Annotated in this window: 29 protein-coding genes; 17 read left to right on the top strand and 12 right to left on the bottom strand. The window is 59.6% G+C overall.

What is annotated here, in order from left to right; all coding sequences use genetic code 11:
• Positions 1 to 113: 113 nt before the first annotated feature.
• The 4 genes from QP941_RS10860 (at position 114) to QP941_RS10845 (ending at position 3,736) form a co-directional block, all read left to right on the top strand.
• Positions 114 to 341: a tRNA 2-thiouridine-synthesizing protein gene (locus tag QP941_RS10860; protein ID WP_284868932.1), complete on the top strand. Its 228-nt coding sequence runs from the start codon at positions 114 to 116 to the stop codon at positions 339 to 341.
• Positions 341 to 1,474 carry a hypothetical protein gene (locus QP941_RS10855; protein WP_284868931.1) on the top strand — a complete coding sequence of 378 codons (1,134 nt, stop codon included), beginning with the start codon at positions 341 to 343 and terminating at the stop codon, positions 1,472 to 1,474. The genes QP941_RS10860 and QP941_RS10855 overlap by 1 nt, the downstream gene beginning before the upstream one ends.
• A 184-nt stretch (positions 1,475 to 1,658) precedes the next feature.
• A complete protein-coding gene (locus QP941_RS10850; protein ID WP_284868930.1) occupies positions 1,659 to 2,906 on the top strand; it encodes an HNH endonuclease signature motif containing protein in 1,248 nt (415 codons plus the stop codon).
• Positions 2,907 to 2,953: 47 nt separating this feature from the next.
• Positions 2,954 to 3,736: a DUF6880 family protein gene (locus QP941_RS10845; protein ID WP_284868929.1), complete on the top strand. Its 783-nt coding sequence runs from the start codon at positions 2,954 to 2,956 to the stop codon at positions 3,734 to 3,736.
• Here QP941_RS10845 and QP941_RS10840 read toward each other — a convergent pair.
• From QP941_RS10840 to QP941_RS10830, 3 genes are read right to left on the bottom strand one after another with little or no spacing between them, the layout of a single operon-like run.
• Positions 3,733 to 4,356: a DUF3239 domain-containing protein gene (locus QP941_RS10840; RefSeq protein ID WP_284868928.1), complete on the bottom strand. Its 624-nt coding sequence runs from the start codon at positions 4,354 to 4,356 to the stop codon at positions 3,733 to 3,735. The two genes, QP941_RS10845 and QP941_RS10840, sit on opposite strands and share 4 nt — an antisense overlap.
• Positions 4,353 to 5,978 carry a DNA repair helicase XPB gene (locus tag QP941_RS10835; RefSeq protein WP_284868927.1) on the bottom strand — a complete coding sequence of 542 codons (1,626 nt, stop codon included), beginning with the start codon at positions 5,976 to 5,978 and terminating at the stop codon, positions 4,353 to 4,355. The genes QP941_RS10840 and QP941_RS10835 overlap by 4 nt, the downstream gene beginning before the upstream one ends.
• Positions 5,975 to 7,990, bottom strand: a complete 2,016-nt coding sequence (locus QP941_RS10830; RefSeq protein WP_284868926.1) for a helicase-associated domain-containing protein — start codon at positions 7,988 to 7,990, stop codon at positions 5,975 to 5,977. Before QP941_RS10830 ends, QP941_RS10835 begins: the two co-directional genes overlap by 4 nt.
• A 66-nt stretch (positions 7,991 to 8,056) precedes the next feature.
• On the opposite strand from QP941_RS10830, the gene QP941_RS10825 reads away from it, so the two are divergent.
• Positions 8,057 to 8,242, top strand: coding sequence for a hypothetical protein (locus QP941_RS10825; RefSeq protein ID WP_005329460.1), 186 nt, complete (start codon positions 8,057 to 8,059; stop codon positions 8,240 to 8,242).
• An 85-nt stretch (positions 8,243 to 8,327) separates the two neighbouring features.
• On the opposite strand, the gene QP941_RS10820 is transcribed toward QP941_RS10825, so the two are convergent.
• A complete protein-coding gene (locus tag QP941_RS10820; RefSeq protein ID WP_284868925.1) occupies positions 8,328 to 8,957 on the bottom strand; it encodes a resuscitation-promoting factor Rpf1 domain-containing protein in 630 nt (209 codons plus the stop codon).
• A gap of 320 nt (positions 8,958 to 9,277) precedes the next feature.
• On the opposite strand from QP941_RS10820, the gene QP941_RS10815 reads away from it, so the two are divergent.
• A complete protein-coding gene (locus QP941_RS10815) occupies positions 9,278 to 9,658 on the top strand; it encodes a cold-shock protein (RefSeq protein ID WP_005323875.1) in 381 nt (126 codons plus the stop codon).
• Here the strand turns inward: QP941_RS10815 and QP941_RS10810 are convergent.
• Complete coding sequence (locus tag QP941_RS10810) at positions 9,655 to 10,233, bottom strand: DUF2771 domain-containing protein (RefSeq protein WP_284868924.1); 579 nt, start codon at positions 10,231 to 10,233, stop codon at positions 9,655 to 9,657. The two genes, QP941_RS10815 and QP941_RS10810, sit on opposite strands and share 4 nt — an antisense overlap.
• A gap of 6 nt (positions 10,234 to 10,239) precedes the next feature.
• Complete coding sequence (locus QP941_RS10805) at positions 10,240 to 11,004, bottom strand: glutaminyl-peptide cyclotransferase (protein ID WP_284868923.1); 765 nt, start codon at positions 11,002 to 11,004, stop codon at positions 10,240 to 10,242.
• Positions 11,005 to 11,042: 38 nt separating this feature from the next.
• Between QP941_RS10805 and QP941_RS10800 the strand changes: the two genes are divergently transcribed.
• The 3 genes from QP941_RS10800 to QP941_RS10790 are packed head-to-tail and all read left to right on the top strand — an operon-like array spanning position 11,043 to position 13,980.
• Entirely contained in the window at positions 11,043 to 11,711 is a 669-nt protein-coding gene (locus QP941_RS10800) for a DUF3027 domain-containing protein (protein WP_284868922.1), read from the top strand.
• A gap of 49 nt (positions 11,712 to 11,760) precedes the next feature.
• Positions 11,761 to 13,164 carry an NCS2 family permease gene (locus QP941_RS10795; protein WP_284868921.1) on the top strand — a complete coding sequence of 468 codons (1,404 nt, stop codon included), beginning with the start codon at positions 11,761 to 11,763 and terminating at the stop codon, positions 13,162 to 13,164.
• Between the two features lie 9 nt (positions 13,165 to 13,173).
• On the top strand, positions 13,174 to 13,980 hold the full coding sequence (locus tag QP941_RS10790; RefSeq protein ID WP_284868920.1) for a TrmH family RNA methyltransferase: 807 nt from the start codon (positions 13,174 to 13,176) through the stop codon (positions 13,978 to 13,980).
• Here the strand turns inward: QP941_RS10790 and QP941_RS10785 are convergent.
• From QP941_RS10785 to serC, 3 genes are all read right to left on the bottom strand, one after another.
• Positions 13,941 to 14,771 carry a DUF6928 family protein gene (locus QP941_RS10785; RefSeq protein ID WP_284868919.1) on the bottom strand — a complete coding sequence of 277 codons (831 nt, stop codon included), beginning with the start codon at positions 14,769 to 14,771 and terminating at the stop codon, positions 13,941 to 13,943. The two genes, QP941_RS10790 and QP941_RS10785, sit on opposite strands and share 40 nt — an antisense overlap.
• A gap of 2 nt (positions 14,772 to 14,773) precedes the next feature.
• A complete protein-coding gene (sepH, locus tag QP941_RS10780; RefSeq protein ID WP_284868918.1) occupies positions 14,774 to 15,649 on the bottom strand; it encodes a septation protein SepH in 876 nt (291 codons plus the stop codon).
• 112 nt (positions 15,650 to 15,761) lie between these two features.
• Positions 15,762 to 16,880, bottom strand: a complete 1,119-nt coding sequence (gene serC / locus QP941_RS10775) for a phosphoserine transaminase (protein ID WP_284868917.1) — start codon at positions 16,878 to 16,880, stop codon at positions 15,762 to 15,764.
• A gap of 160 nt (positions 16,881 to 17,040) precedes the next feature.
• On the opposite strand from serC, the gene QP941_RS10770 reads away from it, so the two are divergent.
• From QP941_RS10770 to QP941_RS10745, 6 genes are all read left to right on the top strand, one after another.
• Complete coding sequence (locus QP941_RS10770) at positions 17,041 to 18,333, top strand: citrate synthase (protein WP_150850652.1); 1,293 nt, start codon at positions 17,041 to 17,043, stop codon at positions 18,331 to 18,333.
• A 123-nt stretch (positions 18,334 to 18,456) separates the two neighbouring features.
• Positions 18,457 to 18,816: an FKBP-type peptidyl-prolyl cis-trans isomerase gene (locus tag QP941_RS10765; protein WP_005323855.1), complete on the top strand. Its 360-nt coding sequence runs from the start codon at positions 18,457 to 18,459 to the stop codon at positions 18,814 to 18,816.
• Between the two features lie 69 nt (positions 18,817 to 18,885).
• Positions 18,886 to 19,749, top strand: a complete 864-nt coding sequence (locus tag QP941_RS10760; protein WP_284868916.1) for an aldo/keto reductase — start codon at positions 18,886 to 18,888, stop codon at positions 19,747 to 19,749.
• A 290-nt stretch (positions 19,750 to 20,039) separates the two neighbouring features.
• Positions 20,040 to 20,387, top strand: a complete 348-nt coding sequence (locus QP941_RS10755; protein ID WP_005323849.1) for a DUF485 domain-containing protein — start codon at positions 20,040 to 20,042, stop codon at positions 20,385 to 20,387.
• Positions 20,387 to 22,030 (top strand): monocarboxylic acid transporter, encoded by a 1,644-nt coding sequence (locus QP941_RS10750; RefSeq protein ID WP_284868915.1) that lies wholly within the window; start codon positions 20,387 to 20,389, stop codon positions 22,028 to 22,030. The genes QP941_RS10755 and QP941_RS10750 overlap by 1 nt, the downstream gene beginning before the upstream one ends.
• Positions 22,031 to 22,057: 27 nt before the next feature.
• Positions 22,058 to 23,092: a hypothetical protein gene (locus QP941_RS10745; RefSeq protein ID WP_502869217.1), complete on the top strand. Its 1,035-nt coding sequence runs from the start codon at positions 22,058 to 22,060 to the stop codon at positions 23,090 to 23,092.
• 2 nt (positions 23,093 to 23,094) lie between these two features.
• Here the strand turns inward: QP941_RS10745 and QP941_RS10740 are convergent, their stop codons facing one another.
• Together QP941_RS10740 and QP941_RS10735 are read right to left on the bottom strand one after the other, a co-directional pair.
• On the bottom strand, positions 23,095 to 24,087 hold the full coding sequence (locus QP941_RS10740) for a DUF1906 domain-containing protein (RefSeq protein ID WP_284844927.1): 993 nt from the start codon (positions 24,085 to 24,087) through the stop codon (positions 23,095 to 23,097).
• Positions 24,088 to 24,200: 113 nt separating this feature from the next.
• The gene (locus tag QP941_RS10735) at positions 24,201 to 24,629 is read right to left on the bottom strand and encodes an OsmC family protein (RefSeq protein ID WP_284844926.1); all 429 of its coding nucleotides are present in this window, start codon (positions 24,627 to 24,629) and stop codon (positions 24,201 to 24,203) included.
• Positions 24,630 to 24,740: 111 nt separating this feature from the next.
• Between QP941_RS10735 and QP941_RS10730 the strand changes: the two genes are divergently transcribed.
• Positions 24,741 to 25,370 carry a DJ-1/PfpI family protein gene (locus QP941_RS10730; protein ID WP_284868913.1) on the top strand — a complete coding sequence of 210 codons (630 nt, stop codon included), beginning with the start codon at positions 24,741 to 24,743 and terminating at the stop codon, positions 25,368 to 25,370.
• Between the two features lie 253 nt (positions 25,371 to 25,623).
• On the top strand, positions 25,624 to 26,067 hold the full coding sequence (locus tag QP941_RS10725) for a DUF2871 domain-containing protein (protein ID WP_284868912.1): 444 nt from the start codon (positions 25,624 to 25,626) through the stop codon (positions 26,065 to 26,067).
• A gap of 186 nt (positions 26,068 to 26,253) precedes the next feature.
• Here the strand turns inward: QP941_RS10725 and QP941_RS10720 are convergent, their stop codons facing one another.
• Positions 26,254 to 26,757, bottom strand: coding sequence for a Type 1 glutamine amidotransferase-like domain-containing protein (locus tag QP941_RS10720; RefSeq protein WP_284868911.1), 504 nt, complete (start codon positions 26,755 to 26,757; stop codon positions 26,254 to 26,256).
• Positions 26,758 to 26,837 lie beyond the last annotated feature (80 nt).

The following is a 26,837-nucleotide window of genomic DNA, read 5'->3' as shown; positions in this document are numbered from 1 at the left end:
GAGTAAGTCACCGCCGACACCAAACAACAACAAACAACTTCATATTGGAACAACAAGAAGGAGACGGCAAACCACCGCCTCCTTCTTTTTCACGTTTTGCTATTCTCCTCACCATGGACCAAAAGCAAATTTCTTATGTGGCGGACCAGGTCGAGCAAGGAATTCTTGGACTCGAAGGCGTCGATAAGCTCCTGGCTTATTTGGATAGCTTGCATCCGGATGATTTGGTCGGCGTGGATTTCCTCGTTGACCGCATGTTTGAGGAGGAGCGTAACCAAATATGGGAGCTCACGGAAACGCTTAAGGAGTTTCTCACGGACCTAAAGGAATGCCAGAAGTAGTGCAGACGCTTGACGAAGCAACCAACACCCTTGTAAACCCCTCCGGTTTGAATCTGACTGACTCTGACGATTCACGGGCGTACGCCGACCAGGTGTGGCAGGCCGGTGTGCTTTTGAATGTGGCAATTGATGAGCCTCAACACCTGACCAGCCAAGGCGTCAAGTCAATAGAGCCTTGCGACGTCTTCCCGGTCGCGCAACGGGCGCTAGAAGAGGTTCTGCTACAGTTGCCGCTGGTTAATGATCCAGTTAGGTCCGTGATCTGGAGCGCGGGGCGCTTGGCCCAGGAACTACCTCAGGCTGCCCAATTGGCCCAGGTTGACGGGCTGCGCTTAGCCGAGTGGCTCTTGGGCGTTCTTGGGTCGCCGTATGCGGAGCAGGTTGATATCGACCCCGTACAGTACGCGGAGGCTTTAGGACCTGAAGGCCTCAAAGAGCTGCGCGAGCGTGCGCAGGGTGAGTATGTGGGTCGTCGGTTAGCAGTGCTTTCCGGTTCTGTAGAGGAGGTATTTCGTACCCACACGGACGGATATGAGCAGCTCATTAGCGGGCTTTCGGAGATCGGCCGGTTCGACCTTGCTTACACGTACTCGGAAGAAGCGATGCGAATCCTCCCCGCTGAGGAAACGTTCAACATTGCTGGTGGTTGGGCCGCGATTACCGACGTCCACTTTCCTCACCGCAGCCCTTACGTCAATGAGCGAGTTTTCGACGCGTTTCCACGGCTTTCGACAGCGAAAGGTCTTTTTGCGGCGGTGGGGGATAGCGCAGTGGAGCACATCGAGGCTCGGCTGCGCGATAAGCCCTGGGATCTTGCAATGTTTCAGTATCAGTGCCTACGCGATCCGCAACGAGCATGGGCGACAGCCTCGGACGCCGGACTCCAACGCAATGTGGCAGAACTACTTCTTCCGCACCTGCCGGTCGAAACCATTCCCGTTCTTATGCAGCTTATCGAGGAGAAGCTGGAAACAGAAGATGCCTATGGTCGCGACCAAGCGTATGGGTTGCTCGGGAAAGTTCAGAAAGCAGCTGCCCCGGCTTCATTTGAGGACTTCTTAGGTCGCCTACAGCGAAAGTTTGCTGACTGCCCTGAAATTCGCAACCAGCTTGCCGACACCGCCCAACCCTAAACCTTTGCTTTTACCCCCGCTAATGTGTGGGGTGCGACTCTGGGGATCCCTGCGGATTTAGGGTATCCTATTCGAACATAAACACCCCCACAGGGGTCACATGTCCACCAGTCGGGATACTATAAAGGCGCTCGTTAGAAAACATATACGAACACTGTTCTTCTCTGCTGGAGTGCCCCGCCCCATGACTGCCACACTAAGCCCACCCGAACCAGATACCACCCTCGACTACCCAAACACCCTCCTCATCAGCGACCACCCTGATACCGATCCCCTAGGCGATGGTTCTGTTCCGGAGGCGTTCTACACCACCAACGCACCCGGCAACCACATCGGCAAAGCCGGCACCTACACCCGCAAAACCTCCTGGTTCCTCTACCGCGCCATCCTCCCCCAACTAGACGAGGATGTTGACCTCAGCCTGACCAGCCTGGCGAAAGACCTCGGCATCTCCTACCACAAGCTGCTAGGCTTCCTCCGCGCCCACTTCCGCATGCGCCAACTACCCCTGGTCACCGAAGTCCAAGGCCAGCACTGGATACTCGACCTGATCAAACTGCGCATCATCGACCGCGAACTCACCCGCCTAGAAGACAACCTAGACCACCTCGAAGCCATCGACGCCGCACTCGCAGACTTCCTCACCCCCACCACACCCAACCAAACAGTCCCCACCGACGCGGATCTACGCCGCTTCATCCGTACCTTCATCGACACCCACCTGCGCCCCGAAGACAAAGAACACAAACCCGAACCACGACTGCGCATCAACTACAACCCGGATAACACCACCACACTATCTTTGACCTGCGATAGTGCCACCGCCACCATCATCGCCCGCCACATCGACGCCTACACCAACCAGACCACAACCACCGCAGCACAAGCACTCATCGACCTCATCCTCGAAGACACCCACACCAGTGTTGCCATCAACACGTTCACCACAAACGAGAAAGCCAACCTCGTCTTCCACCCCGGTGCCGGATGGATAAACCTCGACCATGCCCCCACAGACAACACCTTCATCCGCCGACTCTTAGCCGACGAGACAGACTCCTATACCCCCAGCACCGACATCCGCGCCTACACCCAAGGCAGAGACGCTACCTGCCGCTGGCCCGGCTGCACCGTCCCCGCCACCCGCTGCCAACTCGACCACCGCATCGAATACCACCTCGGCGGGCCAACCAGCCCAGATAATTTAGTCAACCTCTGCCAACACCACCACAACATCAAAACCGACCGCAGAATCCACTACATCCTCGACCCCATCACCGGCACCATCGCCTGGCTACACCGAGACGGCACCTACCAACTAGACCACCCCACCGGACCACTAGCCACACACCAAACCCACTGGAACCACACCTGGGCCCAATACCTCACACACCAACAACAAAGAACAGAAAGGAAGACCTCCGAAGATTAGCGGACGCCGTTAGAATGGGCTGACAGCCTACCGAGGAGGCTGAACTGATGAGCTCACTGGCTGTCATCGCCTTGCCATTTTTTCAGAGTAGGACCCGATCCTTTCTTGATGAGGATCGGGCAGCTAGACGTGCGCTGAAAATGCAAGATGGAATTGGCGTGCTCGATTTTGCCGTGGAGGACCCTTCGGAGGATCCAGCCCAAGTATTCTCGGTTGTGCAAGAAGCGCTGGAGATTGCCGTAGATGTGATAGCCAATGCGGATGACTCACTTGGCATGTTAAGTGAGGTTGTTGAAGAGCTTATCGAGCTCCATGCTAAGAGCGCACAGCGCGCCAAGCCTGCGCCAATGGAGCTGGCCGAGTGGTTCATTGATTTCCATGAGAGCAACGGGGTTGATTATTTCGATCTTGACCCTGTTGCATATTCAACGGTCCTCGGAGAAGACGGCCTGGCTCGGGTGCGCGCTTGGGCGGAAAACGCAGATGTTATCCGCCGCAAGTATATGGAGAAGCGCTTTGCGGTTTTAGATCAAGACGTCGAAGCAATCATTCGTACGCACTTGGCTGAGGGTAGCTACGCGGTTTATTTCGAAGAGACAGCTAAAGCCTTAGAAGAAATCGGTGAGTATGACGCCGCGTGGGAGTACGCGAAGCGTGGAACCGAATCTGATCCAGATTGGCAGGCGCGGTCCTGCGGGCAATTCTGGGTGGAACTAGCGAGGGATCATTTCCCCGAAAGGGAGGAAGAGGTCGCCCAGATAGTTCTCAACAAGTGGCCGGACCCGCTCCTAGAAGTAATGCTTTATCCAGAAAGGTTTGTGGAGCCCTAGAGAACTAGGAGGTCGAACTTTGTAGCCTTTACGTCGGAAAGGCGCTTGCGGGCGCGCTCTAGGCGCTGCCATTCCTCCTGTGGGATGGCTTTCCGGGCGATGGTGACGGTTTCGGCGTCAGGGGTGCCCCATGCGATGGGCATAGGGGTGATTTGCTGCCAGTGGTTGTTGTCCGCGCGGCCGGACACAGCGGCGACGGGAACCTTGGTGCCTACGGTGCGCTGGGTGCCGGGAATAGCGGTCACGGTGCGCAGGCAAGCGGCCCAGCGGGGAGGCAGGGAAGGATCCACGTTGGTGTTGACCAGGGCGAGCAGGACCATGTCGCGCTCGTTGACCTCAGCGATGACAGCCGGAGCAAGGGGATAGGAGTCATAGAGTTGCTGGGCGGTGCCGACTTTACGGGCGGCGGCGAAGCCGACGATGGCTACCATGATTCCGAAGAGGATCATGCCGAGGCCGATGGTAATGCCCCAGGAAAATCCCCACCAGATGGCCGCGCCGCCGATGATGAGCAGGATGCCCAGCACGAGGCCGGAGATGCGAAGGCGGTTGGAATCGCGCAAGAGCTCGTTATTGGCCTTGGCAAAGGACTCGTCTACGTCGAACTTGAAGATTTTCATTGTTCCAAGTCTAGTGCGTCGATAAGCCGGTAGGCATATCCCTGCTCGGCGAGGAAACGCTGGCGGTGCACGGCGTAGTCCGCGTCGAGGCTATCGCGGGTGACCAGCGAATAGAAGAGGGCTTCCTCTTCCTTGGGGCGCAGCAGTCGGCCGAGGCGTTGGGCCTCCTCTTGGCGGGAGCCGAAGGTGCCGGAGACCTGGATGGCTAGGGCTGCCTCGGGAAGGTCGATGGAGAAATTGGCCACCTTGGACACCACGAGAACAGGAAGTGTGCCGTCGCGGAATTGTTGGAAGAGGCGCTCGCGCTTGGCGGTGGAGGTGGAGCCGTCGATAACGGGGGCGTCGAGATGCTCGCCGAGCTCCTTGAGCTGGTCGACATAACCGCCGATGATGAGCGCCTGCTGTGGGTGCCGCGCCAGGATCTTATCCACTGCCCGGAGCTTGGCGGCGGCTTGGGCGGCGATGCGGTAGCGGTCGCGAGGCTGGGCGGTGGCATACAGCATGCGTTCCTCGGCGTCCATATCCACGCGGACCTCGATGCATTCGGCGGTGGCGATATAGCCGGCCATTTCGAGTTCTTTCCACGGGGCGTCGTAGCGCTTGGGGCCGATGAGGGAGAAGACGTCGCCCTCGCGGCCGTCCTCGCGCACGAGGGTAGCGGTAAGCCCTAGTCGACGCCGCGATTGAAGGTCCGACGTCATGCGGAACACCGGGGCGGGAAGGAGATGGACCTCGTCGTAGATGATGAGGCCCCAGTCGCGGGAATCGAAGAGCTCGAGGGCGCGGTATTCGCCCTTGGTTTTGCGGGTGACCACCTGGTAGGTGGCGATGGTGATGGGCTTGATTTCCTTCTTTTCGCCGGAGTATTCGCCTATTTCGTTTTCGGTCAGGGTGGTGCGGCGCAGGAGCTCGTCGCGCCATTGGCGGCCGGCGACGGTATTGGTGACCAGGATGAGCGTGGTGGATTCCGCCTTGGCCATCGCAGCGGCGCCGACGATGGTTTTGCCGGCGCCGCATGGGAGCACGACGACGCCGGAGCCGCCGGACCAGAAGGCTTCGGTAGCGTACTGCTGGTAGTCGCGTAGCTGCCAGCCGTCGTGATTGAGGGCGATGGGATGGGACTCGCCATCGACGTAGCCGGCGAGATCTTCTGCCGGCCAACCGGCCTTGAGGAGGGCTTGTTTAAGGCGGCCGCGCTCGGAGGGCGGGACGGCGATGGAGTTCTCGTCGATGCGAGCGCCGAGGAGTTTTCCGGTAGCGCCGCGGGTAAGTTCTTCCAGGATGGGCGGCTCATCGGACTCGAGGATGAGGCCGTGGGCCGGGTGGGCGTGGAGGCGGACGCGGCCGTAGCGGGACATGGTTTCGGCGACGTCGACAAGCAGGGCTTGGGGGACTGGGAACCGGGAGTAGTTTTCCAGGACGTCGACGACCTGCTCGGCGTCGTGGCCGGCCGCGCGGGCATTCCACAACGCGAGCGGGGTGATGCGGTAGGTGTGCACGTGCTCGGGGGCGCGCTCGAGCTCCGCAAAGGGAGCGAGCGCGGCGCGGGCCTCAGCGGCCTGGGCGTGATCCACCTCGAGCAGGACGGTCTTATCCGACTGCACAATCAATGGTCCATTCATGGCTCCAGCGTAACGGAGGTGATTCGGTGCAAGGGAAACCGGATGGTAGAGCCATCGGCCGCGCGAGCGTCGATTTGCCCGCCCGCCACGGTCAGCGGGGTGACGGTGCGTTTCTTTTCGTTGCCGTTCTTATCCGCATAGCCGATGGTGATCGGCCGGGCAGTGCGCGCGGCGGCGTGGACTATGTCGAGGCTGGGCGTGGAAGGCGCGGCGTCGTCGCGCAGGGTGCGCATCGTCTTCGCAATGTCGGGGGAAGCGGTGGCTCGGCGGGCGGTGGGCGTCGGCAGGGTAGCCGGTTCGGGCGCGACGTTAAGGCTGGCGCCGCTTTCATCCTCGGCCGCGGGAGAGAGTCCGTGCTCGCGCAGGCGCTCAAGCAGGTCGTGCACCGGCAATTGGGACACCGCGACGGTGGGCGCGAGCAGGCGCAAGGGCGCGGCCTTGAGCGCTATTTGGAGGAGAGCCGGGTCCTCGCTGCGCAGGTAGGACAGCGCCGGGCCGGAGCGCAGGGTGCCATGGCGCTTGGCGACGTCCCCGATGTGGAACTTCAGCGTCTGCGGCACCTCCCCGTGGGCTGCGAAGAAGGCCTGGATTTCCTCCCCGGTCATGCCGCGATCCAAGCCGCGGCGTAGGGACGCATCCGAGATGCGGTAGACACTGGCCAGGCCAGGGGATTCGAGGTCGGCGACTGCTTCGAGCCGCTGGTGGATCTCCGGATCGAGCGGGCCGGGAACCAAGACGGTCATATCCGCTTGGATGAGGAAGTAATCGACCGTGTCGGGGGTGAGGCGGGCGGCGGCGTCGGGGGCGTCGATAAGCACGCTGGTGGGGCGCTCAAGGGCGATCGCGCCGATCCATTCGGCTTCCGCGCGGAGTTCGGCGATGGTCTCGTCCGAAGTGTGCGTGGCAAAGAGCGGAAAGTGGAAACGCAGGGACTCCCCGAAGGTGGGTTTCGCGCCGCGCAGGTAGACCTGCAAGACCTTGTGTCTAAATTCCGGCAGCCGGTCGTTGGTGTGCGCTAGCGTCCGGCCTTCCTTTGTCCATGGGGAGGCAGTCCACGCCTCGAGCAGAAGCTGCCACTTTTCCGCGAGACCCGCATCAAGCCAAACCTGGGCGAGCTCCGTTGGCGCGAGGAAATTGCCGTCGAAGTTTTTCGGCTCGCCGCGGCTGAGCAGGCGGGCGGTCATGCCGAGCTCAATGAGGCGACGCAGCTCTCCTTCATCGATAGTGAGGGTTTTGCTCAGGTTGGTGAGTTGGCGAACGCCGACGGTCTTGTCCTTGAGCAGTTCTATCGGCCGTGCGCCTAGGGCGTCAATGACGCGCTGCATGCCGCGCACAGCGGAAAGGCCGGCCGCGGTACCGGCATCATCGGCCTTGGAATCCGGGGCGGGGGATTCGGTGATTCCCTCTACTGGGATTGGAGCGGTGGGCTTGCCGTTGAGCGCCAGGTGCACGGCGCGCGGCAGGCGGACGGTGGTGGCGTCCACGCGCTGGAGCAGCTGCTTGGCGATGAGCCGCGGAATCGGCCGGGCCGGATCTGCATCGATGGCCGCATCTCGCGTGGTACCCAGGCCATTGGAGCTCGATAGGGTCTCGAGGACCTTCCGTTCTTCGTCCGGCAGCTCGGCGATGTCCTCTGGGCTGACCTGGACCTGGTCGAGGAGGGACCAGCCCGTGGGAAGGGCAGGCATGACCTCGGGTGGGATGAGGATGTTGCCGTAGGCTAGGCCGCGTTCCTTGAGCTGGCGGGTGATATCCGGATTAAGGTCTTCTACCTCTTCGAGTTCTCCTCCGCGGCGCGCGATGTCTTCAATTTCCGCAAGCTGCCGTGCAGTGCAGTTCATTAAAGCCCGAGCGATGGAGGTGCGCAGGAGCAGGCGGGTAGCGAGCGCGGCGATGCTCGGGGGTAGCGGATTAAGTACATCCGGGCGGTTGCGGAGGAGGGTGGCGAGCTCTTCTTCCTCAAGGGAAGCGAGCCACGTGCGGAAATGTGGGAGGTGGGAAGACTGAGTCATGATGTCACCCCAGTTTAGTTATCGTTTGAGTTACGTTTTTGCGCAAGGTTTGAAATAATAAGGGCTATGTCGAATCAGAAGAAGGGTCACGTTTCCCCGGCTTGGCCGAAGAACGAAAATCGCGAGCACGCAATCACGGAAATCTCTGCGCCTTTTGCTGGTGCGTCCAGCCCCTACGGCGATGATCTGATCTTGCCGATGCCGGCAGAGAAGCTGAACTACGTTCACCCTTATACTCGCATCAATCGCTAGAGTATTTCCCCGCCTTGGTGCGGGGATTTTTCTTCCATACAAAAAGGGCCCATTGCTATTGCAATGGGCCCTTTATCGCTATGTCTTAGCGAGTGATGTTCTCAATCATCTGCGCAATCGGGTCGATGACGTTGCGGTTGGCAGAGTAGAAGTTGTTGAAGTCGTGGCGGTTAGCCTTGTACAGCTCGGTGAACTGCGCAGGCAGTGCCAAGCCGTAGGAGTTAGCGGCATTCTTGATGGTGTTGTACAGAGCATCAACAGCCAGCTCGTCGGACTTCTGAGCGGCAGCCTGCTTGACCGGAGCCGGTGCCTGGGCCGGAGCCTTAGGGGCAGCGGACGGGGCAGTGCGCTGGGTCGGAGCGGAGTTCAGGCCGAGGGAAGCGGAGCAAGCCGGCCATGCGCCCCAGCCCTGGGAAGCAAGCACGCGCTCAGCAACGACAATCTGCTGCTCGCGGGAAGCCTGATCGGCGGTAGCGGCGAACTCGCCGCCACCATTGGCCTGCCAGGTCTGCGGGTTGAACTGCAGTCCGCCCTGGTAGCCGTTGCCGGTGTTGATGTGCCAGTTGCCGCCGGACTCGCACTGTGCCAGGCGGTCCCAGTCGGAATCTGGGGCAGCGGATGCGGTCGGTGCCATGATGGCAGCGGCGGCGCCGAAGGCGACGGTGCCGGCGGTGAACTTAGCGGCCATACGGTTCTTAGCGGAGTGGCGTCCCATGTAGTTAGTCCTCTCTGTGTGCCCGCATTAAGTGCAAAAATATGTACCAAAAAGAAAGGGCGGGCGAGGGCAACTTTCTTAACGGCTCTTAAGTGTCTGGAGGACAGCGTAGCGGTTTATAACGAAAGTGTCACGTTATGGGCACTAAACGGGAAAGAAATGGGACAAATGTGGTGGGTGAGGGGGTGTTTTTGCAGGTGGGCAATAATCTGTGATCTGTGTCATGTAAAGCGGGTGTGTCGCATCAGAGTGCGCGACTTCTGTTGTTTTGACCAGGCGGCTAAAATAAAGATTTTCCCCTAGAGAAGAGGTGGGTACCTATGCCTATTGGCAAAGTGAAGTGGTATGACGCCGAGAAAGGTTTCGGTTTCGTCAGCAACCCGGGCGATGAAGACGTTTATGTTGGCCGCAACGTGCTGCCCAAGGGAGTAGAGGAACTGTTCCCCGGCCAGCGCATCGACTTCGACTTCGCGGCCGGGCGCCGCGGTCCGCAGGCGCTGCGGGTCAAGGTATTGGATAAGCCGCGTCGCCGCACGCCGGCCCGCAAGCCGGAAGAGCTCGGCAGCATGGTCTCTGACGTAATGACCTTGCTGGAGTCGCAGATTCAGCCGGTGCTCAATTCCGGTCGTTACCCGGAGCGCAAGACTGGGCGCCAGGTAGCAGAAATCCTCCGCGCAATCGCGAAGGATTTGGATAGCTAATCAGAAGCCTTCGTGGATTCCTCCGCGGAGGCTTCTCGTTCTTTATCGGTCATCGTGGTCAGCGACCACACGGTGGCCAAGGGGGTTTCGTCGCCGTTGTCATCGGTGCCGATCATCATGGAGGAAATCTCCACCACCTTGAGTCGGGGGCGCTTGCCGGTAGAGGCCTTGATGGGTTCTACCGAGCCGGGGATCGATACCTCGGTGGTCTCGTTTGCGCCGTGCGCGGTCTCATCGTTGGCGGCGGGGTCATCGTAGATGGAAAGAATCTTCCACTCGTGGTCGGAGATTTCTTCGGGAATATTGAGCTTGAGGGTGTCATCATCGCCCACGGTGAGGTTCGGGACCTCGCCTTCCGGGCACTCGGTGCCGGGCTCGCATGTAATGTACGGGGCGACGTCGATGGAATTATCGCCCACGGAGGCGGTGACCGTGATGTCGCGGGGATCGGGACCCGGGCGCTGGTTCCACCAGTTTTGGAAGATCACTACGGCGGCGACGATGACCGCCACGACCACGATGAGGGCCAAGATCTGCAGCAGCGACTTTTTCCTTGCTTCCTTACGGGTTGCCATGGGCCTTTACCTTACTCGAACGTGGAAGAGTTCTTCCCACCGCTTGCCGGTAAGCCAGAACTCATCGTCTGTGATGTGCGCGATGCCGTTGAGGACATCATCGGGGTCGGTATAGCGGGACTTATCAATCGCGTCGGTGGAGATTACGGCGGTCACGCGGCCGGTGGAGGGATCGATGCGGTAGATGTTGTCATCCATCCACACATTGGCGTAGACGTCATCGCCCACGCACTCGAGTTCATTGATGTCTTCGAGGGGCTTTCCCTCTAGGGTGACGTCGGTAGTGGAGCGCTCCGCGAAGGTCTCTGGGTCCATGTGCCGCAGGGTCGCGGAGCCATCGGACATGAGGAGATCCTCGCCGGTATTGCACAGGCCCCAGCCCTCGCCTGAGTAGGTGGCGGTATCTACTTGGCGCAGGTCGTGGTCGTATTTCAGGGCTTGGCCGGACTTCCAGGTCAGCTGCCAGATGGAATCGCCGGCTTGGGTGATGCCCTCGCCAAAGTAGCGGTTATCTAGGCGCGTTTCGGCCAAGGTTTCGCCGGTTTCGGGGGAGAAGCGCTCCAAGCGGGATTCTCCCCATTGGCCGGTGCCCAGGAGCAGGTTGCCGTCCGGATCGGTTTCGAGGCCCTGCGTAAAGGAATTGGGTGGCAGGGAAGCGGTGCCGAGAACCTCGACGGAGAGGTGCTCTACTTCGGGTTCAGCTGGGGTAGAGGAACAAGCGACGAGGGCGCAAGGCAGAAGAATGCAGGCGGCGCGGGAAAGAAACGACATGCACCATATGTACCACCGGGTGCGCTCCATAATGAATAATGAGGGGCGTGAGTAAGCGAAAAGCAAATCCGTTGATCGATTCCCGCGCCGTGCGCATCGCGCGCGAGGCGTTGGATGAGGTGGGGGAAGGGGGCGTCGGCAAGCATATCGGCGTCGCCGGGATGGGCCGAAACGTTGCTACCCACCGATTTGAAGCAGAAATGCCTGGATACCCCGGCTGGGAATGGCAGGCGGTGCTCGCCTGCGCGGAGGGATCGCGCTACGTCACCGTCAACGAGGTAGCGCTGGTACCGGGCGGGGAGGCCCTGCAGCCGCCGGAATGGGTGCCCTATGAGGACCGCGTGCGCCCCGGTGACCTCGGCCCCGGAGACCTGATGCCACCGGCCGTGGATGATTCCCGCCTGGACGGGGAAACTTTGTCTAAATCCGGCCTGGAAGACGCCAAGAAGCGCTGGCGCACCGAGTTCGGCCCAAATACGGATATGGCGGCCAAGGCGCGACTGCAATGCCGCACCTGTGCGTTCTATGTGCAGCTGATGGAGAACTACGGCGTCTGCGCCAATGAGTACTCGGCGGACGGCCGGGTGGTGCACTCGCGCTATGGCTGCGGTGCGCATTCGCAGACGCGCGTGCGGGAAGAAAAGACCCCGGAAGTGGCCTTCGATGATGAAAAGCCCATCTTCCAGGATTTTGAAATCGAGGATTAAGGCAGCACACTTATGGCGTAAGACTCGCTGTACGTGAAAGGCGCAGGCGTTGAAAGCCACTCTCGATCGCTATTTCCATATCTCTGAACGTGGTTCCTCCATTGGAACCGAGCTACGCGCGGGAACGGTCTCGTTCTTCGCCATGGCCTATATCATCCTCTTGAACCCGCTCATCCTTGGTACTACCGAGGACGCGGAAGGCTACGCGCTAGGCGTGCCACAGGTCGCCGCCGCCACCGCGCTGGTCGCCGGCGTCATGTCCATCCTCTTCGGCGCCATTGCCAAGTATCCCTTCGCCATGGCCGCCGGCCTCGGCATGAATACCTTTGTGGGCGTGAGCATGGTCGCCACCAGCGGGCTGACGTGGCAAGAATCCATGGGCCTGGTGGTCATCGAGGGCATCATCATCGTCCTGCTGGCCATTTCCGGTTTCCGCACCGCCGTCTTTGACGCCATCCCGCAGTCCATGAAGGCGGCGATGGGCGTGGGCATCGGCATGTTCATCGCCATGATCGGCCTCGTGGATGGTGGCTTTGTCACCCGCGTGCCGGACGCTGCGAATACCACCGTGCCAGTGGGCCTGGGCATCAATGGTTCAATCTCTACCTGGCCGGCGCTGGTCTTTGTCATTGGCCTCATTATCTGTTCCTTCATGGTCATCCGGAACGTGCCAGGCGGGCTTTTTATCGCCATCGTGCTCACCACCGTCATCGCGTTTATTATCCAGGCGTTTACCGGCTCCGAGGATTGGGGCATGGCCGCGCCCGTGAAGCCGGAGGCGCTCGGCGGCATTCCGGATCTGTCCATCGTGGGCGATGTGAACCTGGTGGGCGCCTTTACCAAGATCGGCGTGGTCTCTACGGTGCTGCTGATTTTCACTCTATTGTTGACCAACTTCTTTGATGCGATGGGCACCATGACCGGCCTGGGCAAGCAAGGCAAGCTTGTCGACGCCGACGGCAACCTCCCCGATATGAAGAAGGCCCTCGTCGTCGAAGGCTTCGGCGCCGTGGCCGGCGGCCTGGGCTCTGCTTCTTCCAATACCGTCTTTGCGGATTCCTCCGCCGGCATTGCCGATGGCGCCCGCACCGGCCTGGCCAACCTCATGACCGGTGTGCTGTTCCTCGCCGCGATGTTCTTGACGCCGCTGTATGAAATCGTGCCCATCGAGGCCGCCTCCCCGGTGCTGGTCATCGTCGGCGTAATGATGGCCGCGCAGCTGACCGAGATCCGCTGGACCAAGATGGAGATCGCCATCCCCGCCTTCCTCACCATCGTGACCATGCCGTTTACCTATTCCATTGCCAACGGAATCGGCGTGGGCTTTATCTCCTTCGCGCTCATGTCCACCTTCGCCGGCAAGGCCAAGGACGTGCACTGGATCATGTGGCTCTTGGCTGGCCTCTTCGTGATTTTCTTTGGCATGGATCCGATTTCCAATGCCATCGGCTAGCCTAAGGGCATGCTGATTACTGACCCCGCAGACCCTCGCCTGGACGATATTCGGAACCTCAACAAATCCGATAAGTCCGGCGAGGGTCTCGTCATTGCTGAGGGCCCGCTGGTGGTCTCCCGGCTGGCCGAATCCCGGTTCCCCATGCGCTGCCTCGTGGGCTTTCCCAAGAAGGTAGAGGCCTATATTTCCGAGTACGGCGAACCCGAGTGCCCCATCTACGAGGTCTCTCGCGAGACCTTGGCGGAGGTGGCCGGCTTCGATATGCACCGCGGGCTCGTCGCCGCCGCGGACCGCGCCCCGGAGCCGGAGGTGGGCCAGATCGTGGAATCCGCCAAGACCATCGCCGTGCTCGAGGGCGTGGGCGATCATGAAAATATCGGCGCCATCTTCCGCCATGCCGCCGGCATGGGCGTGGATGCGGTGCTGCTGGGCTCCGGTGCGGCGGACCCGCTCTACCGGCGCTCGGTGCGCGTGTCGATGGGGCACGTGCTGCGCTTGCCCTTTGCCCATTTAGAGGGCGGGTTTACTACCTGGCAGCGTTCCTTGCAGGCGCTTGCCGACGCCTCCTTTACCCTCATTTCCTTAACCCCCAACCCCCACGCGGTGCACCTGGCCGAGGCCATGCACGGCCTGGATAAGGTGGCGATGCTCGTCGGCGCGGAGGGCCCCGGCCTTACCGAACACGCAATGAAGGCCACCGATATACGCGCACGCATACCGATGGCCCCTGGTACCGATTCCCTCAACGTGGCGACCGCCGCCGCCATTTCCTTTTATGAGCGCCAGCGCTCCTTGAGCGACTTAAACGTCTGAGCGCCCCAATTGCCAATGAGCGAGCCCAAGTGCTTGGCGGTGGAGATGATTTCCTCGCCGGTGGATTCCGGCTCGGCGCTGTGGTCCTCGTAGTCGTCATAGTCGTTCAGGCCCAGTTTATTGGCCGACTGCGCGGCTAATTCCCCCACGGTGCGCTTGGGCTTCGGCGGGTCGATCTTTGGCTCTGGGCGGCCGTCGACCGCGTAGCCCACAACGTCTAGGTCTGGGCCATCGTGCCCGACCTCGATGTCGAGCCAGTATTCCTGTGCCGCTTCCATGATGCCCTGCGGCTCGAAAGGCAGGGAGATTCCGCCCAGCGGCTCATACTTTTCGCCCGCCCAATAGGGCGCCTCGAAGGGCTCGGGCAGGCCGGTGTCCTCGTAGAGGTGCTCGCGGGTAGCGCACAGGCAGCGCTTGAGATCGCCGCCCTCCCACAGGGCGAAGCCGGCGTAGCCTTCTTTCTCATTGTTCGCCAGCGCAATGACGCGCTGGGCGGGCACCGCATTAAGGAGCGTTTCCGGCAGCTGGGAAAGGAGGACAGAGTCCCCCTCGCAGACCGTTTGCACCACGGTGATACCGGGGTAGCCGCCGATGTAGTACTCGTTCGGATCCGTCTGCGCGGAGCGGTTGAGCGGGAATTGCCCAATCGGCGTGACCGGAAAGGTCGGATCCAGCTGGGCGAGGAATTTCCGGCCAAAGCCGCGATCCGCCTTGGGCTCGGTCTTCAACACCTCTTTCGCATTGGGCTGAGAGATGTACCAGAGAGTAAGTACTGCGTGAGAGATGTCCACGATTAGTCCCTAGGGCGCTTGGTATTGGAGCGAACACCGAGCAACACGTCCTCCCAGTGTGGGGTGACGGCCTTGCGGCGGCGCTTGGTGGGCTTTTCTTCCGGCGAGGGGTTCTGCAGGAACTCCTCTTCCTCCGGCTCTTCCGGAGGGGTGGTCGGCGCGGTGAGGTCCGTGACGTTGCTGGGCTGGTCGCCGTCGATAGCTTCGTCATAGCGGCCGCTGCCCAGCGAGGTCAGCGAGCGCACCGGCTGCACGAAATCCGGGTCCGTCAGGTCCGCGGCCACCGAGTTGCGAGCCTCCACCGTGGCAGGCGAGGACATGGACTGCTTGAAGTACCACTCGGCCTCGTTCTCGGACAGGCCGGCCTTCCACGTGACGCGCACGATCCAGGACTCGCCCTGGTGGCGGTAGGCGTCCCAGGTGGACTCGGAGAGCGAGTGTCCACGGGCGGCAAAGGCGGTGGCCAGAACCTCCCACAGGGTGAGCTTAGCCGGTCCGTCCTCGCGGACGGGGTGGGCCTGCTTGGCGATCTCCGCGATGCGGTTGCGCTCCAGCATGACCGGGTAGGCGAAGGGCTCGATGCGGGATTCGGTCACGCCCATTTCTTCCGCCAGCTCCGCCGCGGAGGCGCCGGCGCGGATGCGGTTTTGGATCTCCGCTGGGCGGATCTTTGTCTCTTCCACCGGTTCCGGCTTGGCGGGCTTGGCCAGGCTGATGGCCGGAGCCGCCGGTTCCTCTTCCGGGGTTTCCTCTTGCTCGCCCTGCAGGGCCTCGCGCAGCTCATCGGTGATGGAGAGGAAAAACTCTTCGCCGTCTTCGGTGCGCAGCACCAAAGAGGTTTCGGTCGACTCGCTGTCAACTGGGAACAGCTCGCGCATAATAGGGCGCTCCTTTTGCCTATCGACGGCGGACATATCTGTGATGCATTCAACTATAACGTGAAAATGCCCCGCGGCCTGCGAGGCGGCGGGGCATGTTGGGGGTGATGCGTTAATTCGCATCCAAGACGTAGTCGATGCATTGGGTCAGCTTGGCAATATCGGCCGGATCGATGGCCGGGAACATGCCGATGCGCAGTTGGTTGCGGCCCACCTTGCGGTACGGCTCCACGTCCAGGATGCCGTTGGCGCGCAGGGTGGCGGCGAGCGCTGCGGCATCGACGGACTCGGCGAAGTCGATGGTGCCCACCACGAGCGAGCGGGACGCGGGCTCCGCGACGAAGGGAGTGGCCTCCGGGCGGGATTCGGCCCAGTTATACAGCGTGGTGGAGGATTCCGTGGTGCGCTCAACCATGCCGTCTAGGCCGCCGTTGGCATTCATCCACTGGACCTGGTTATCCAGCATGAGCAGGGTGGCGATTGCCGGGGTGTTATAGGTCTGGTTTTTGCGCGAGTTCTCTACCGCGGTCTGCAGGTTGAGGAAGTTGGGGATATAGCGTTCGGAGGCGTTGATTTTCTCAATCCGCTCCAGCGCGGCGGGGGACATGGCGGCGAGCCACAGGCCGCCGTCGGAAGCAAAGCACTTTTGCGGCGAGAAGTAGTAGACGTCCGTATCGGAGATGTGCACGGGCAGGCCACCCGCGCCGGAGGTGGCGTCGACGACCACCAGCTGCTGATCATTGCGGGGGTGCGGGCGGGTGACTTCTGCCATCGCGCCGGTGGAGGTTTCATTGTGTGCCCAAGCGACGACGTCCGCCTCCGCAGAAAGTTCGTGTGGGTCGGGCGCGGTGCCCACTGGGGACTCCACGATGGAGGGGGCATCGAGCCAGGGTGCACCCGCAGCGGCCTTGGCAAATTTAGTGGAAAACTCGCCAAAGGTGAGGTGGGCGGAGTGGCGCTCGATGAGTCCGAAGGTGGCAGCATCCCAGAAGGCGGTGGCGCCGCCGAGGGAAAGGACAATCTCGTAGCCCTCCGGTAGGGAGAAGAGATCGCTTAAGCCTTCTCGCACCGAACCTACGAGGTTCTTTACCGCCGGCTGGCGGTGAGAAGTGCCCATGACCGCGGGGTCAATGGCCGCAAGCTGGTCGGGGCGAACCTTGGAGGGGCCGCAGCCAAAGCGGCCGTCGGCAGGCAGGAGGTCGGTAGGCAGCGTAAGTTCGGGTGTGCTCATGCAAGTCAGTGTAGAACAGTTCCGGTCGAACGGCAGTTATTTTAGTCGGCCAAATCCTGTTGGCGGCGTCACAAAGTTTGCTAAGGTGTGAAGAGGTATCAAGCTAGCTTCCTTAAGTTAGTGCTTAATAGTGACTCTTCACATAGAGAAAGGAACTTCCGTGGCTTCTGAAGACAACAAGGTAGTGCTCCAGTACCCAGGCGGCGAGTACGAGATGGACATCAAGCAGTCCACCGAGGGCGACTCCGGCTTTGACATTTCCAAGCTCCGTAACGAGACCGGGCTCGTTACCTTCGACCCTGGTTATACCTCCACCGGTTCCACCGAGTCCAAGATCACCTTCATTAATGGTGAAGAGGGCATCCTGCGCCACCGCGGCTACGATATCGCGGACCTGGCGGAAAACGCTTCCTTTAACGAGGTTTCTTACCTGCTGATCAAGGGTCATCTGCCTAACGAGGAAGAGCTCAGCCACTTTAACCGCGAAATCCGCCACCACACCCTGTTGGATGAGGACTTCAAGGCCGCGTTCAATATCTTCCCGCGCAACGCGCACCCAATGGCCGTGCTGGCTTCCTCCCTTAACATTCTTTCCGCCTACTACCAGGATCAGCTCAACCCGCTGGACCCAGAGCAACTGGATAAGGCCACCGTCCGCCTGCTGGCTAAGGTTCCAATGCTGGCTGCGTATGCTTACCGCGCGTCTCAGGGCAAGCCTTATATGTACCCGGACAATAGCCTGAACGCCCGCGAGAACTTCCTGCGCATGATGTTCGGTTACCCCACCGAGGAGTACGAGGTGGACCCGGTTGTAGCTAAGGCGCTGGATAAGCTGCTCATCCTGCACGCTGACCACGAGCAGAACTGCTCCACCTCCACCGTGCGCATGATTGGTTCCGCTCAGGCCAATATGTTCGTCTCCATCGCCGGCGGCATTAACGCCCTGTCCGGTCCGCTGCACGGCGGCGCAAACCAGGCCGTTCTGGAGATGCTGGAAGATATCCAGAACAACCACGATGGTGACGCTACCGACTTCATGAATCGCGTGAAGAATAAGGAAAAGGGCGTTCGCCTCATGGGCTTTGGCCACCGCGTGTACAAGAACTACGACCCACGCGCGGCCATTGTGAAGGACACCGCACACGAGATTATCGAGCACCTGGGCGGCGACCCAATGCTGGATCTGGCCATGAAGCTGGAGGATATTGCGCTGAATGACGACTACTTCGTCTCCCGCAAGCTCTACCCGAACGTGGACTTCTACACCGGTCTGATCTACCGCGCCATGGGCTTCCCGACGGACTTCTTTACCGTCCTCTTTGCCATCGGCCGCCTGCCGGGCTGGATTGCACAGTACCGCGAGCAGCTGGAGATCAACACCAAGATCAACCGTCCACGCCAGATTTACACCGGCGAGTCCCTGCGTAAGGTTACCCCGCGCAACGAGCGCTAAAGCGCCCCGCGGGTCTGTCGAATTAAGCCGAATCGGGTGGTAGCACCTATAATAGGTGCAGCTCGGTTCGGTTTTTAATGCGACCGCACGAACAAACTAGATTTCCCAAGGAGAATAATCCCCATGGATAAGCCTGTTATTGAAGCCCAGTCTGGCCCAGCGCCGACCGACCTTGTTGTAGAAGACATCGTCGTCGGCGACGGTGCTGAGGCGCAGCCTGGTGCCGTAGTGGAGGTCCACTACGTCGGCGCTGAATACGAGACCAACCAAGAATTCGATTCCTCGTGGGACCGTGGCCAGTCCATCGAGTTCCCGCTGACCGGTCTCATCGCCGGCTGGCAAGAGGGCATTCCGGGAATGAAGGTGGGCGGTCGCCGCAAGCTCATCATCCCGCCGGAAAAGGCCTACGGCCCCGCCGGTGGTGCGCACCCGCTGTCCGGTCGCACCTTGGTCTTCATTATTGACCTCATCCGCGCCGACTAAAAGCGCTCAACCCCAGGGTTTGCCCTGGGGTTTCGTCGTTTTCGGCGCGGTCAGAAAAACTGCGGCACAATGGAGGGCATGACTGTGCCAACCGTAACTTTCAATGATGACCGCGACATGCCCCAGCTGGGCCTGGGCACGTACAAACTCTATGACGAGGAATGCATCCGCGTCATCCGCGAGGCCATCGATTTGGGCTACCGCCACTTCGATACCGCCACGCTCTACAAGAATGAAGAGGCGGTAGGCACCGCCCTGAAGCAGGCAATGGATGCCGGCGACGTCACCCGTGATGAGCTCTTTATTACCTCCAAGGTATGGCACTCCCACCACGGTGCGCACAAGGTGGAAGAGGCATTCCAGCAGTCTCTCAAGGATCTGCAGCTCGACTACCTTGACTTGTATCTCATCCACTGGCCGTGGCCGCAGGGTGGCCTATACAACGAGACCTTTGAGGCTATCGCCCGCCTGCAGGGCATGGGTCAGATTGCGTCCATCGGCGTGGCTAATTTCTACGAGGACGTGCTCAAGGACCTAATTTCCACCACCGGCATTTCTCCGGTGCTCAACCAGGTGGAGATCCACCCGGGCTTTACCCAGTCCAGCCTGCGCGCCTTCCATCACGATAATGACATCGTCACCGAGGCATGGGCCCCGTTGGCGCGCGGCGTTGTGCTCAATAACCCCGTGATTGAGCAGGCTGCTGCTGACCACGAGGCGACCGAGGGGCAGGTTGTGCTGTCGTACCTCATGTCCAAGGGTATCTCCGTCATTCCGAAGTCCGCGCGCACCGAGCGCCTGAAGGAAAACTTGGCCGCCACCGAGCTGGAGCTCACGGCGGAGGAAGTATCCGCCATCGACGCCCTTGAGGGCCAGGAGGGCTTTGGCCGTATGTTCAATGACCCGCGCGAATTCCCGGGCAGCGAAGAGTAGCGTCAACCACAGATTAAGCCCCCTCACGGGGGCTTTTTCTTTTGCCAAGCGGTTGTTAACAATCTTTACAAGGGGTAAAAAATTCTTCCCTCGGGGGTAGTTTGCTAAAGATGTTATTCCAGTTCAGTGAAGCCTATGGGGTTGAAAGGGTGGGGGAGTGGAAGGTTTTCTTGGCAGAGTTTACAACCTTGCAGAAAATGTTCTGTAACTTACAAATCAACGTGGATAGTGAGCAGTGACACACTATCTCGTGTGACCTAAGTTCCTCTCACCCAAGGAGACGATGCTCTATGAGTGACGTAGCTGCAACTCCTGTCTCGCGCCGCGAACCCACCGGTAGCGAGTTCATCGCGATGCGCGACTCCGCCAAATTCGGCGAGCTGCGCCGCACCTACCGGAGTTTTACCTTCCCTATGACCGTGGCCTTCTTCGTGTGGTACGTGGTCTACGTTCTTGCCGCCGTGTTTGCCCCAGGCTTCATGGCAACTGAGCTCGGCGGCGGCTGGAACATCGGCCTAGTCTTCGGCCTCGCCCAGTTCCTCACCACCTTCATCATCACGTGGATTTACGTGAAGTACGCCAATAAGAATATCGAGCCGAAGTCGGCCGCCATCCGTGAAGAATTGGAGGGCAACTAATGACTACCACCACCCTTGCCGCCGAGACTTCCGCCGGCAACCCCATCCTGAATATTTCCATCTTCGGTCTCTTCCTCATCATCACCATGGCGGTGGTGCTGCGCGCCGGAAAGACCACGAAGAAGGCCTCGGACTTCTACACCGGCGGCGGCAGCTTCTCCGGACGCCAGAACGGTCTGGCCATCTCCGGTGACTACCTCTCCGCTGCATCGTTCCTGGGCATCGTCGGCGCTGTGGCGCTCAACGGCTACGACGGCTTCTTGTACTCGGTGGGCTTCTTCGTTGCCTGGCTGGTAGCACTCATGCTCGTTGCCGAGCCCATGCGTAACGTCGGCCGCTTCACCATGGCGGACGTCCTATCCTTCCGCCTGAAGCAAAAGCCCGTGCGCGTGGCGGCGTCCATCGCCACCCTCTTCGTCACGCTCTTCTACCTCATCGCGCAGATGGCCGGCGCCGGCTCCCTGGTGGCCGTGCTGCTGGATATCCACGACTTCAAGTGGCAGGCCCTCGTCGTCGGCATTGTGGGCGTGCTCATGATTGTCTACGTCCTAGTCGGCGGCATGAAAGGCACCACCTATGTGCAGATGATTAAGGCCGTGCTTCTAGTCGCCGGCGTGGTCATCATGTGTTTCTTGGTCTTTATAGCCCTGCGCGGTGGCTTTAGCACCCTGTTTAATAACGCCATCGACATGCACGCCGCCTCCGAGCAGATTAAGGAGAAGGGCTACGAGGCCAAGGACATCATGGCCCCTGGCCTGAAGTACGGCGCCACCACCGCCACCAAGCTGGACTTTATCTCCTTAGGCATTTCCCTGGTGCTCGGCGTGGGTGGCCTGCCGCACGTGCTGATGCGCTTTTATACCGTGCCTACCGCCACCGAGGCCCGCCGCTCCGTTACCTGGGCGATCGTCATCATCGGTGCCTTCTACCTCATGACCCTGGTCCTGGGCTACGGTGCAGCTGCGCTGGTGGGGCCGGACCGTATCTTGGCCGCGCCGGGCGGAGCCAATGCTGCGGCACCGCTACTCGCACTGGAGATTGGCGGCTCCATCTTCATGGCGATTATTTCCGCCGTGGCCTTCGCTACCGTGCTCGCCGTGGTTGCTGGCCTGGCTATTACCGCCTCTGCGTCCATTGCGCACGATATCTACCACGCGGTTATCCGCAACGGCGAGTCCACCGAGGCCGAGCAGGTCCGCGTCTCCCAGGCCACCGTGGTGGTCCTGGGCATCGTCTCCATCATCCTGGGCATCCTGGCCATGACCCAGAACGTGGCCTTCCTGGTCTCCCTGGCGTTTGCGGTTGCGGCCTCCGCCAACCTGCCGACCATCCTGTACTCCCTGTACTGGCGCCGCTTCAACACCGCGGGCGCGGTGGCCTCCATGTACACCGGCGTGGTGTCCTGCCTGGTGCTCATCTTCTTCTCCCCGGCAGTCTCCGGTTCTGAGAGCTCCATGTTCCCAGGCGCGGACTGGGCCATCTTCCCGCTTTCCTCGCCGGGCTTGGTCTCCATTCCGCTGTCCTTCTTCGTCGGCTGGTTGGTTTCCATCATGACCAAGCCGGATAACTTTGAGGAGCTTTCCGCAGAGATGGAGGTTCGCTCCCTTACCGGCGTGGGCGTGGAGGCACCCGTGCAGCATTAATTGCTTGAAAAGTGCATTCACCCGGTAATGTGGGTGGACGTGCTTAGAACGTCTGTGACCCGCAAGGCGGCATCAGTTAAGGCTGGTGCCGCTTTGGCCGTATGCATGCTGGCCTTGACCACCACCGCGTGCAGCAATAGCGAGCGTGAAAGCGACGCGCTTGCCGACGCCCCCTCGGAAGCAACAGACACCAACCGCGATGTCCCACCGGAAACCAATGAGTTCCTAGAGGGCGATGAGGGTCATTCAATTACCTATATCCGCCTGCATGATGGCATGCACATGGGCTCTGCCTCGGAGCACGAGGCCCGCCCGGCGCTAAGCCTCATCAAGCTCTATATCGCCACCTACGTAATCGAAAAGGGCGAGTACGAGGACAAATATGAGGCGCTGGATATGATCGCTAGCTCCTCGGATAAGTCCGCCGAAGACCTCTTTGACAAGTACCCGGATTCCATCGACGCGATTGCCGATGAATTCCACCTCGAATCCACCAAGGCCGGCGAGCAGTGGGGCTACTCGCAGACTTCTACCTATGACGTCGCCAGCTTCATCTCGCAGCTCATCGACCGCGATGAAACCCACCCAGTGCTCGTAGCCATGGCGCATGCCGATCCCATCTCTGAGGATGGCTACCGCCAGGATTACGGCACCGCCAAGCTCTCCAACGTGGTGGGCAGCAAGTGGGGTTGGTCCAATGACAAGTCCATTAACTCCTCGGTCTCCTTTGGCGAGAACTTCGTCGCCGCCGCCTCCATTACCGGCTCATCCGATGACCTCACCGACTACGTCAAGGACGAGGTGACCGGCAAGAATCTGGGCAAGGCCACCGAGCGCTTCCTCAAGTACAAAGACGGCGAGGACGTCCCACCGATCGAGACCTCCACCTCGGAGACCTCTACTACCTCCTCCAGTAAGAAAGACAAGGACGAGAAATCCGGCAAGGGCAAGAAGGATAAGACCTCGTCGAAGGAGCCCACCAGCGAATCCACTACGTCCAAAAAGAAGTCCGCAGACAAAAAGAAGGACTCGGAGAAAACCTCCGAGCCCTCTAAGAAGTAGTACTACCGCGCCTTAGCAACCGTCTCTGCGACGATCTTCGCCAGCTGGCGAATCTGATCGTTGCTCAACGTCTTGCCGTTAAAGCTCACGCCATTGGCGGTGACCTGCGGCAGCTCTGGTAGCTCCGGGTGCGTGCTCTGCAGTTGCGAACTTAGCTGATTGACCAGGTCGGACGAGCCATTGCTTGGGGCCGTGGTCTGCGGCTGCGGCTTTGGCTGTGGTTTCTTGGTGGTCGGCTTCTTTGCCGGTGCAGGTGCTGCGGACTTGCCTGGCGTCCACTGTCCCCAGTCTTCGGCGTAGACCTCATTGACGTCAACGATGACGCCGCCGATGGTCTGTTGCTTGTTGTGCGGCAGCTGGTGGATAGTGGTGCGCGGGTGAATCTTGCCGTTGGATCCCCAGTCATGCATCCAGAAGTATTTGCCGATGCCATCCTGGATCGCCCACTCGATGGTGTTGTAGTTGCCGTAGATGCCCGTCTGGTAGCCGGCCAGCTCCAGCGTCTTGGAGAATGCCTGCAGGTATGGGCGGATTTGGCGAGTGTACTGCTCGCGGGTGGGGTTATCGTCGATGGCGATGTAAATCGGGCGGTTGGTGGGGCCGCCTGCCTTCTTGTGCAGTGCAATCGCCTTCGGTGCGTGTACTGCCGCACCTGCTGCGCCCTGCTTCCAATCGGCAGTTTCCGCACGGCCGAATTGGTATACCGACGCCGTGGGCAGGCCTGCTGCTGCATTGGCCTTAGTTTCCTTGAGGGTTACCGGCTTGCCGGTCATCCAGGCCGCGCCGGGGCGCTTGTCGGAGACGTAGCGAATCGCGCCCATGTGGCCGGCATTCTTAATTGCTTGCGGGGAAGGTACGCCGGCGGAGAAATCAATGATGGTGCCGCGCATCGGTCCGAGTGCCGCTGCATGTGGAGCGGCAGTACCGATGGCGCCTGCGGTCAGGGCGAGAGCGCCGACCTTAAAAAGTCCGCGACGGGAGAAAGATGACGACATATTGAGCTCCTGCAGTAATCACATGTGTCACATTAGTTAACAACTGCACCATAACAGGAAGTTTAGAGTCCCAGCCGGAGCGAAATCGCATGTCGCGCTTTTACTTTGGGAAACTATTTTGAGGCGTTGCTAAACAACACTCGTGTAGGATTCTCAACCGTGCGCGATACCGTGCAGTCCTTCTCATGGGAGATGCGAATCAGGTTGTCCACGAGCTTGCGCGCTTGGTTGCCTTCCCGCGTATCTGGGAACGATAGATCGAAGCCCACACGCACCTCCGACAGACGCGATGCTCCATCTTCGCTTACACGGTCACCCTCTACGTGCACATCAAAAGATTCCGGCTCCGCGCGCCGAGACGTCACCACGTCCACATCCACTGCGGAACACCCCGCGACAGCAGCTAGCAAGAGTTCAACAGGGGAGAGGAGTCCCTCGCCACTGCCAAACTCAATGCTGGCTCCCGCTGAATTGGTAGCTCGGTATTGGGCGGTGTCGATGCGGGTGAGGTCTACGGCGTAGTGCTTTGTTACTTCAGACATGAGGCCAGTTTAAGGCGAAGGATCAGGTCGGTTCGAGCGGGTAACGGACACGTTGATCGTAATGTTCGCGTGTCGAGTAGTGATTTAATTGGCCCGCGTATTGTGAGTTCCATGAAGGTCATTGCTATTTACGCGACGGAAACCATGTCTGATTGGGAGTATGCCTACCTCACAACCCAAGTAGCTGAAGCTGAGGCCCAAGTGCCGGAACGCTTCAAGGTCTTGTTTGTTGGCGAATCATTACAAGCTGTCCGCTCCAAGGGTGGGCTCGAAGTGGTCCCAAGCTTGACCTTGGAAGATATCCAGAACCGAACTGATATTGCGGCTTTCGTGGTGCCAGGGGCAGATACTTACTTTGATGGGCACGGACACCTACTGGAGACGATAAAAGACCTACATCAGAGAGGAGTGCTCTTGGCAGCAATCTGTGGTGGAACTTTGGCCTTTGCTCGTGCTGGGGTGCTTGACCACTGCACACACACTTCAAACGCGCAAGGCTTCCTTGCCTCAACCAACTACGCAAACATTGACGGCTACAAAGAAGAAGACGCAGTTTCTGATGGCGGAGTGATTACGGCATCTGGTTTGGCTCCAGTGTCATTCACCGCGGCGGTATTGCGCGCGGCGGGCGTCTACCCAGATGATGTCGTGGATGCTTGGCTTCAATTGCACGAGCAAAGAACAGAAGCGGCCTTCGTTGAACATATGAACAAGATTCAGGCGTGGGCCTCTTCAAATTAGCTTGAGTTTCCCGTGACTGCTTCAACAATTCGGCCTCTTGCTGAAACAAACGGGGCCTGACATTCAGCGCTTCTATTTTCCGAGGCGGGCCCATGAATATTTAGCTACCGGGCCTAATAGTCCACCGACTGGTTGATTGCAGCTTCAACCAGCCCTGTGATTCAAAACGGGGACGAATATAGAAAGATGAGTCCTTAGAGTATTTGATTCACCGCTAATCCAGCCGTGGCAGCGGTTGGGAAGGAGAATGACCATGAAACCTTTGTATTGGGCATCCATTTTCTACCTCGTGTTGGGCTTGGGGGCTGGCGTGTTCTATCGAGAATTCACGCGTGCCAATGATTTCCCCGCGGGTGAGTTCACTCAGCTAAGCGTGGCGCACACTCACTTGCTAGCGCTCGGTTTCATGATGAGCCTTATCTTCTTGGTATTGGAGAAGGTCTTTGGTCTGTCGCGCAGCCGCGGTCAGTTCAATGCGTTCTTCTGGCTCTATAACGTCGGCGTGGTCGTCACTGTCGGCGTCATGATTTGGCATGGATGCCTGACCGTACTGGGAGAGGAATCGTCTGCAATGATCTCTGGTATCGCTGGTCTTGGACACATCCTCATCACGGTGGGCCTAATCGCATTCATCGCAGCGCTTGGTAATGCCATCGGTGAGTCCCAAGAAGCTAAAACCCAGGCAACAGGTGAATAACAATGAGTGAGGCAGTCTCAAAGCGCCACAACGTCGGTTCTGCGAGATGGGAGTTCACCAAAACAAATGACCGTCATGGTCCCTACATAGTATTTTTAGGGGAACTGCTCGGTCACAAGGAAAGTGCTGGTAGTTGAGGCGAAAAATGAACTTTCCTGGTCTGCTTGGCGTGTTTGTCATCGCAGATTAGATGAGAATGGACTTTTCATCTTCTATAAGGAGGGCTTGCCCATCTCTCAAAAGCAGAAGGTTCCATTCTCGGCCGTAGGTCTCGACAGTCTGACTGATGACCTCTATTGAATAGGGCCCAGTGGTTCCCTGTGCATGAGGAACGATGACATGTGAAGTGAGGTTTAGCCCAGTGTAGTCGGTGAGCTGCGGTGCCGTTTTGGGATCGTCCATGATTGATGCCGGCTCAATTGACGGGCCGGCAATAATCGCTCCTGCAGAACTTCCAGCGTAAAGCTTTCCTTGATTTACCGCATCAGTTAGTAGACGATCGGCACCCGTTGACCTCAGTGCATTAAGAAGGCGGAACACCTCGCCGCTCGCGACATAAATGCAGTTGGCTGAGGCAATCTCATATTGAAGATGGTTTGATTTTGATTGTGACAGGGTGAGAGGAACTAAAGTTTCTGCTGCTTCTCCAATTGCTTTCCGTTCTGCTTGCGCAAACGGTGTATCGCGCATCTCTGGGGTTGCCCGCAAATCGTGGACACGTAGTGGGGCTACCTAGTGCTTAGGCAGCTATTTCTTTTCTACTGGTGGTT

It is taken from the genome of Corynebacterium sp. MSK150, from assembly GCF_030229215.1.
In the GTDB taxonomy this organism is placed as follows: domain Bacteria; phylum Actinomycetota; class Actinomycetes; order Mycobacteriales; family Mycobacteriaceae; genus Corynebacterium.
Note: the sequence above shows the minus strand (reverse complement) of the source record. Positions and strands in the feature narration are given on the sequence as shown.